At 56.5% G+C, this 4,646-nt stretch carries 6 protein-coding genes; all 6 read right to left on the bottom strand.

Going from position 1 to position 4,646, the window contains the following annotated elements; all coding sequences use genetic code 11:
* Nucleotides 1-946 (bottom strand): heterodisulfide reductase-related iron-sulfur binding cluster (locus VGE80_RS21350; protein WP_440594046.1); only part of this gene is annotated, 946 nt, incomplete at its 3' end.
* Between the two features lie 98 nt (nucleotides 947-1,044).
* Complete coding sequence (locus tag VGE80_RS21355; RefSeq protein ID WP_440594047.1) at nucleotides 1,045-2,007, bottom strand: dihydroorotate dehydrogenase; 963 nt, start codon at nucleotides 2,005-2,007, stop codon at nucleotides 1,045-1,047.
* A gap of 289 nt (nucleotides 2,008-2,296) precedes the next feature.
* Entirely contained in the window at nucleotides 2,297-2,518 is a 222-nt protein-coding gene (locus VGE80_RS21360) for a hypothetical protein (protein ID WP_373650516.1), read from the bottom strand.
* A gap of 203 nt (nucleotides 2,519-2,721) precedes the next feature.
* Entirely contained in the window at nucleotides 2,722-3,111 is a 390-nt protein-coding gene (locus VGE80_RS21365) for an HU family DNA-binding protein (protein WP_373650515.1), read from the bottom strand.
* Between the two features lie 321 nt (nucleotides 3,112-3,432).
* Nucleotides 3,433-3,948, bottom strand: a complete 516-nt coding sequence (locus VGE80_RS21370; RefSeq protein ID WP_440594048.1) for a hypothetical protein — start codon at nucleotides 3,946-3,948, stop codon at nucleotides 3,433-3,435.
* A 407-nt stretch (nucleotides 3,949-4,355) separates the two neighbouring features.
* Nucleotides 4,356-4,646 (bottom strand): hypothetical protein (locus VGE80_RS21375; RefSeq protein ID WP_440594049.1); only part of this gene is annotated, 291 nt, incomplete at its 5' end.

Below are 4,646 nucleotides of genomic sequence, written 5' to 3' on the forward strand. Positions count from 1 at the left end.
GAGCGACCACCGGATCATTCGGAGCCATTTCCGCAGCGACATGACCGTAATCTTTCAACATTGAACCACAACCAGCGACATTCACGATGACGGCATCGAGATCCTCGGCCGCGAATGCACCCGAATTTGTCCGAGCCAGATCCAGCGCAGGCTGCCCTGCTCCGCTGTGGTAATGGATTGCTCCGCAACAAGCCTGGCTGCGGGGAATCACAACGTCACACCCATTCGCCTGGAGAACTCGCGCGGTCGCCCAGTTCACATGGTGGAACATGGCATCCGCCACACAGCCCGTGAAGAGCGCCACGCGAGCGCGTCGCGGACCAATGGCCGGCAGGAACTCAGGAAGACCAGGCTCGCGCGGTTTCAGGGGGGGAAGCAGTCGCTGCATGCGACGCAACCGCTCGGGCAAGAGTTTCGTCAGTCCAGTCCACTCTGCAAATTGGTCCAGGTGCAGAACCTGCATCAACTTCGCCGGGGCCAGTGCCCAGCGTAGCCGCGAAGGATACGGGAACAGCCCGTACAGAATCCACTTCTGGAACCAGTCACCCTGCGAGCCTTTCTTGCCGGCCCGGGCCATTTCATGCTGCTGCATCTCAACCCGAAACGGCTCGATCAGCCGGCCGTATTGCACGCCCGAAGGACAGGCCGTCTCGCAACTTCGGCAATCCAGACACAGATCGAGATGTCCTTTGACCGTGTCTGTCAGCTCCAGACGACCATCGGTCACCGCTCGCATCAGGTAGATACGGCCGCGAGGACTATCGTTCTCGTTCCCGGTCTCGAGGTACGTAGGACATGCGGCGGTACAGAGACCGCAATGAACGCAGTCGAGGAATCGTTCATAGTCAATCCCGCTCCCGACTCGCGGTTGATCCGAAGCGGCCGGACCGTTGGAGAGGACGGGGAGTTGAGTCGAATGATTCGGCGAGGCAGCGATGTCTGTCATGCTGAACGGATATCCGAGACGAAGCAGTGCAGCGAAAATTGAGGGAGAACCGCAGGGGAATTGTAGCAACGACGCCCCGGGTTAATAGAGCGGACCGGTCAAGTTGCCTTCGCGACGCCGCACGAAACCCGTGAAGCCATCTGAGCAACTTTCGAAGGGAGAACCGTTCCGACTATGTCGCTGACCGATTCACACCCTTCCTGTTCCAGAATCGACTCGAGGTCGCTCACCAGATTCGATGCGAGAGTCGGGTTATAGAAGTTCGCGGTCCCCACTTGGACGGCAGACGCACCACAGACAAGAAAGTCCATGACATCATCGATCGACTGGATACCGCCAATTCCGATAATCGGCGTTTTCACGGCCTGGGCCACCTGCCAGACAACACGCAGTGCGAGAGGTTTAATCGCGGGACCGCTGAGTCCGCCAAGTCCATTTCCCAGAATCGGTCGGCGCGTCCGCCAGTTGACGGCAAACCCCTGGAATGTGTTGACGAGTGACAGAGCATCTGCCCCTGCTTCGCTCGCGGCAGCAGCAATCTCGACGACATTCGTCACGTTAGGGGTGAGCTTGGCAATGATGGGAAGATCGCAGGCGTTACGAACCGCCGAGACCACTTCAGCAGTCATCGCGGGATTAGTTCCATAGTCGACGCCGCCCGAGACATTGGGGCAGGAGATGTTCAGTTCGAGCGCCGCCAGCTTGGGGAACTGATTCAGCTTGCGGGCCATCTCGACAAATTCGCTGGTGTTCTTCCCGGCGATATTGGCAATCACCGCAGTCCCCAACTCCAGCAGCGCAGACAAGTGCTTGGCGATGAAGACATCCAGCCCATCGTTGTCCAGGCCAATCGAATTCAACAAACCGGAGGTCGTTTCGACCGTTCTCGGCGGCGGGTTACCGGGACGGGGCAAGGGGGTCACGGTTTTAGGAATGACTCCACCCAATTGGGAGAAGTCAGCATACGCCACCATCTCGCGTGCGTACCCAAACGTCCCGGACGCCACGAGGATAGGATTCTTCAGGTGAATTCGATTGAGTTGGACGTCAAGGCGCGGCACGAGGCAATTCTCTTCTGAATGACGCAGGCGAGTCGCGTCGAATGCCGCCCCATTGGCTGCTCGACCCCGCCTGTCCGTCATTACTCGAATATCGTACACGCCCTTGCGCCGGGACGACATTCACGCAGCCCCGAGCGCGAGAATTTCCTGGAACAAAAGCGAACGACGACCCGAGTGGAGACTTCACGCTGCAAGGTGTTTCCTCACAGCGGATCTCACACCCGCATCATAGGCCGTACAGGGCCGCCAGAGCGAACCGGAACGATCTGCGAACGCATTGATCAGAAAACTAGATCACACCACCGTGAGTACGGTAGGGAGTCGCGACGTCTGGCATATCGAGCGACCAGATACGTTCCCAGATTTCGGGAATGTGCCGATAACCTTCAGAGGCGTAAATCAACTGACGGGCACGAACATCGGGTGATGACGAATAGATCGGGACAATGCAGCCGATCTGTCCAAAGCTGCAACCCAGCAGCAACAATGCAATGTACAGCCGATTTCGCATGATGGCCTCCGTGCCCACCGCCCGCAGGCGGTTTCGTTCGCGCAATGTGTCTGCGATAAGATCTTTCACAGGTGCAGTGCCGTGATCGATACTTCCGTATTTCGACCAGCAGTCAATCCGCTGGTATGACGCCTTTGTGATATCTCGATCACACCGACTTCACACCTGCCACGCAATGACCGCCACTGCAACTGCAGAAGAGATCATTCAGGGAGGCTGGTGGGGAGTTCCGGGGCGATCGTGACTGGTTCGGGCGCTCCGTTGAGCTGGTGATGGTCGGCTGATTCAATGGCCGCTTTGGCCGCAGCCTCCATCTCCAATTGACGGACTTTTTCCTCCATCTCTTTGCCTGGCTTGAACGTCACCACGAACTTCTCAGGTACGAAGACCTTATCGCCAGTTCGTGGATTCCGCGCCTTCCGGGCCGCACGCTTTTTGACTTCAAAAACTCCGAAGTTCCGCAGCTCGATTCGCCCGTCTGCGACGAGCGTCTTGACGATCGCATCGAACGTTTTCTGGACGATCTCTTTCGTCTTGAGCTGAGTCATCCCCAGGGCTTCTGAGATCTCTTTGACAATTTCTTTCTTGGTCATGACCTGAGTCTCCCGAAGAATGACGACTTGGAACAGTCGAACAGTTTTCGATGGTGCTGATGAGACTCAACTGTATACCCAAGAAAGACTTAATGTCAAGTCGCCTCGTCTGGACGATTCAGATCGAAGAGAAAACTGAGCGCCGCAGGCCGACGCGCACTCTTCCCTCGCTGACAATATCGGCACCTGACATCCGGAACTTTTGGGAAAACCGCTCCAATCGGCAAAGTTCTCTTTGCGCTCTCGGAGAGACGGTGGTGAGTCCACTCTAAACAGAAATATGGAAAACACTTAGATCAAATCGAACCGCCGCGACGGATCTCAATGTCGTGCATTGATCCGCGCAAGGGAACTGGCCACGAGGCGCTTCGCATCACAGGCCTCCTGAATGACCTGGCAGAACCGTTCGGGGCGCGGGACACCTTCCAGAACCAGAAGTGGCTGGCCGCCAGCACCGGTGAGTCGAATGTCGCCCGTCTTGTAAAAGTCTCTCACCGACTCGGGCTCGACCGTCGCACTGACGATCTGCGAAAGGGGAATCGATTCGAACTGCCGGTAACCGATTGATTGGACACGTTTTACGACTCGGTTAGTTAAAACGTATCGTGAACCGAAAACTTTCATCCACAAGTAGGTCAAGGCAGCCAGCGGGGCCAGCGGCAATCCGAACAGAATGTTCGAAACTTTCATTCCCCAGATGCGAGTGGGAATGCAATTCAGTATCCGATGAATCAGTTCGCCCACACCAGTATGAGCAATCGACGGATACAACTCTTCGATCACCGTTTCGTGATCCGGACTGACTCCCGAAATGGCTTGGGGCTTGTGAGTTAACATGATTCGAAAAACCTCTAGACGCCAAGCGTCAATATCAGCCACGAAAATCACGTTCCTGTGGAAGTGTATTACACAATCAGGCCCAAACAGGATGTCAACCGGTGGCCGCGTTCGCCCTCGCGGTGCTACCTGTCCGAATAGCTGTCTTTCAGCTGGAACACTTCAACACGGATTGGGTGAGAATAGCCATCCCCCTTTTAGAACGCCAGTCGCCGGCAAAAACCGCCGGTGAGGGGAAACTCGCTTCGTTCCACGAGCGAGAGCCAAATGTCGTGGCGAGTCTCGTCACCCGGGTGCGACACTCTGGAAATGGCGTGATCTCCTCAACTCTGCGTGAGGCGGGAGAAGAGCTATGCTGAGAAGGAGATCTCGCCAGGCTTGTCCGCGCGAAATTAAACGGCGCGCGGTCAGACGGCGTCGGCCGCCTGGATCTTCCGAAGTTCTTCAGAGCGGATCTGCTGCAAGAGATTTCGCAGGTTCAGCCCGATTGCGAACGCTCCAATCCCGCCGATTAAAAGCAGTGGATAGAAAACGTGAAACGGTTGCCGCATCTCGAGACCAGCGATTCCCGCGATCAGTGAGACCAGCGAGAACGCGATCGCGGTGGAACACATGCTCACAGCTAGATGTTTCCTCTTTCTCCGTGCAGACAGTCCCGCCAGACCGCCAAAGATGCCTAAAAGCATGCCACCGATTCC

Origin of the sequence: Schlesneria sp., from assembly GCF_036405755.1 — a bacterium.
In the GTDB taxonomy this organism is placed as follows: Bacteria; Planctomycetota; Planctomycetia; order Planctomycetales; family Planctomycetaceae; genus Schlesneria; species Schlesneria sphaerica.

Coding starts and splice junctions, on each gene's coding strand:
- VGE80_RS21365 (WP_373650515.1), bottom strand. CDS start 3,111: ATGACCAAGAAAGAAATTGTCAAAGAGATCTCAGAAGCCCTGGGGATG.
- VGE80_RS21370 (WP_440594048.1), bottom strand. CDS start 3,948: ATGTTAACTCACAAGCCCCAAGCCATTTCGGGAGTCAGTCCGGATCAC.
- VGE80_RS21360 (WP_373650516.1), bottom strand. CDS start 2,518: ATGCGAAATCGGCTGTACATTGCATTGTTGCTGCTGGGTTGCAGCTTT.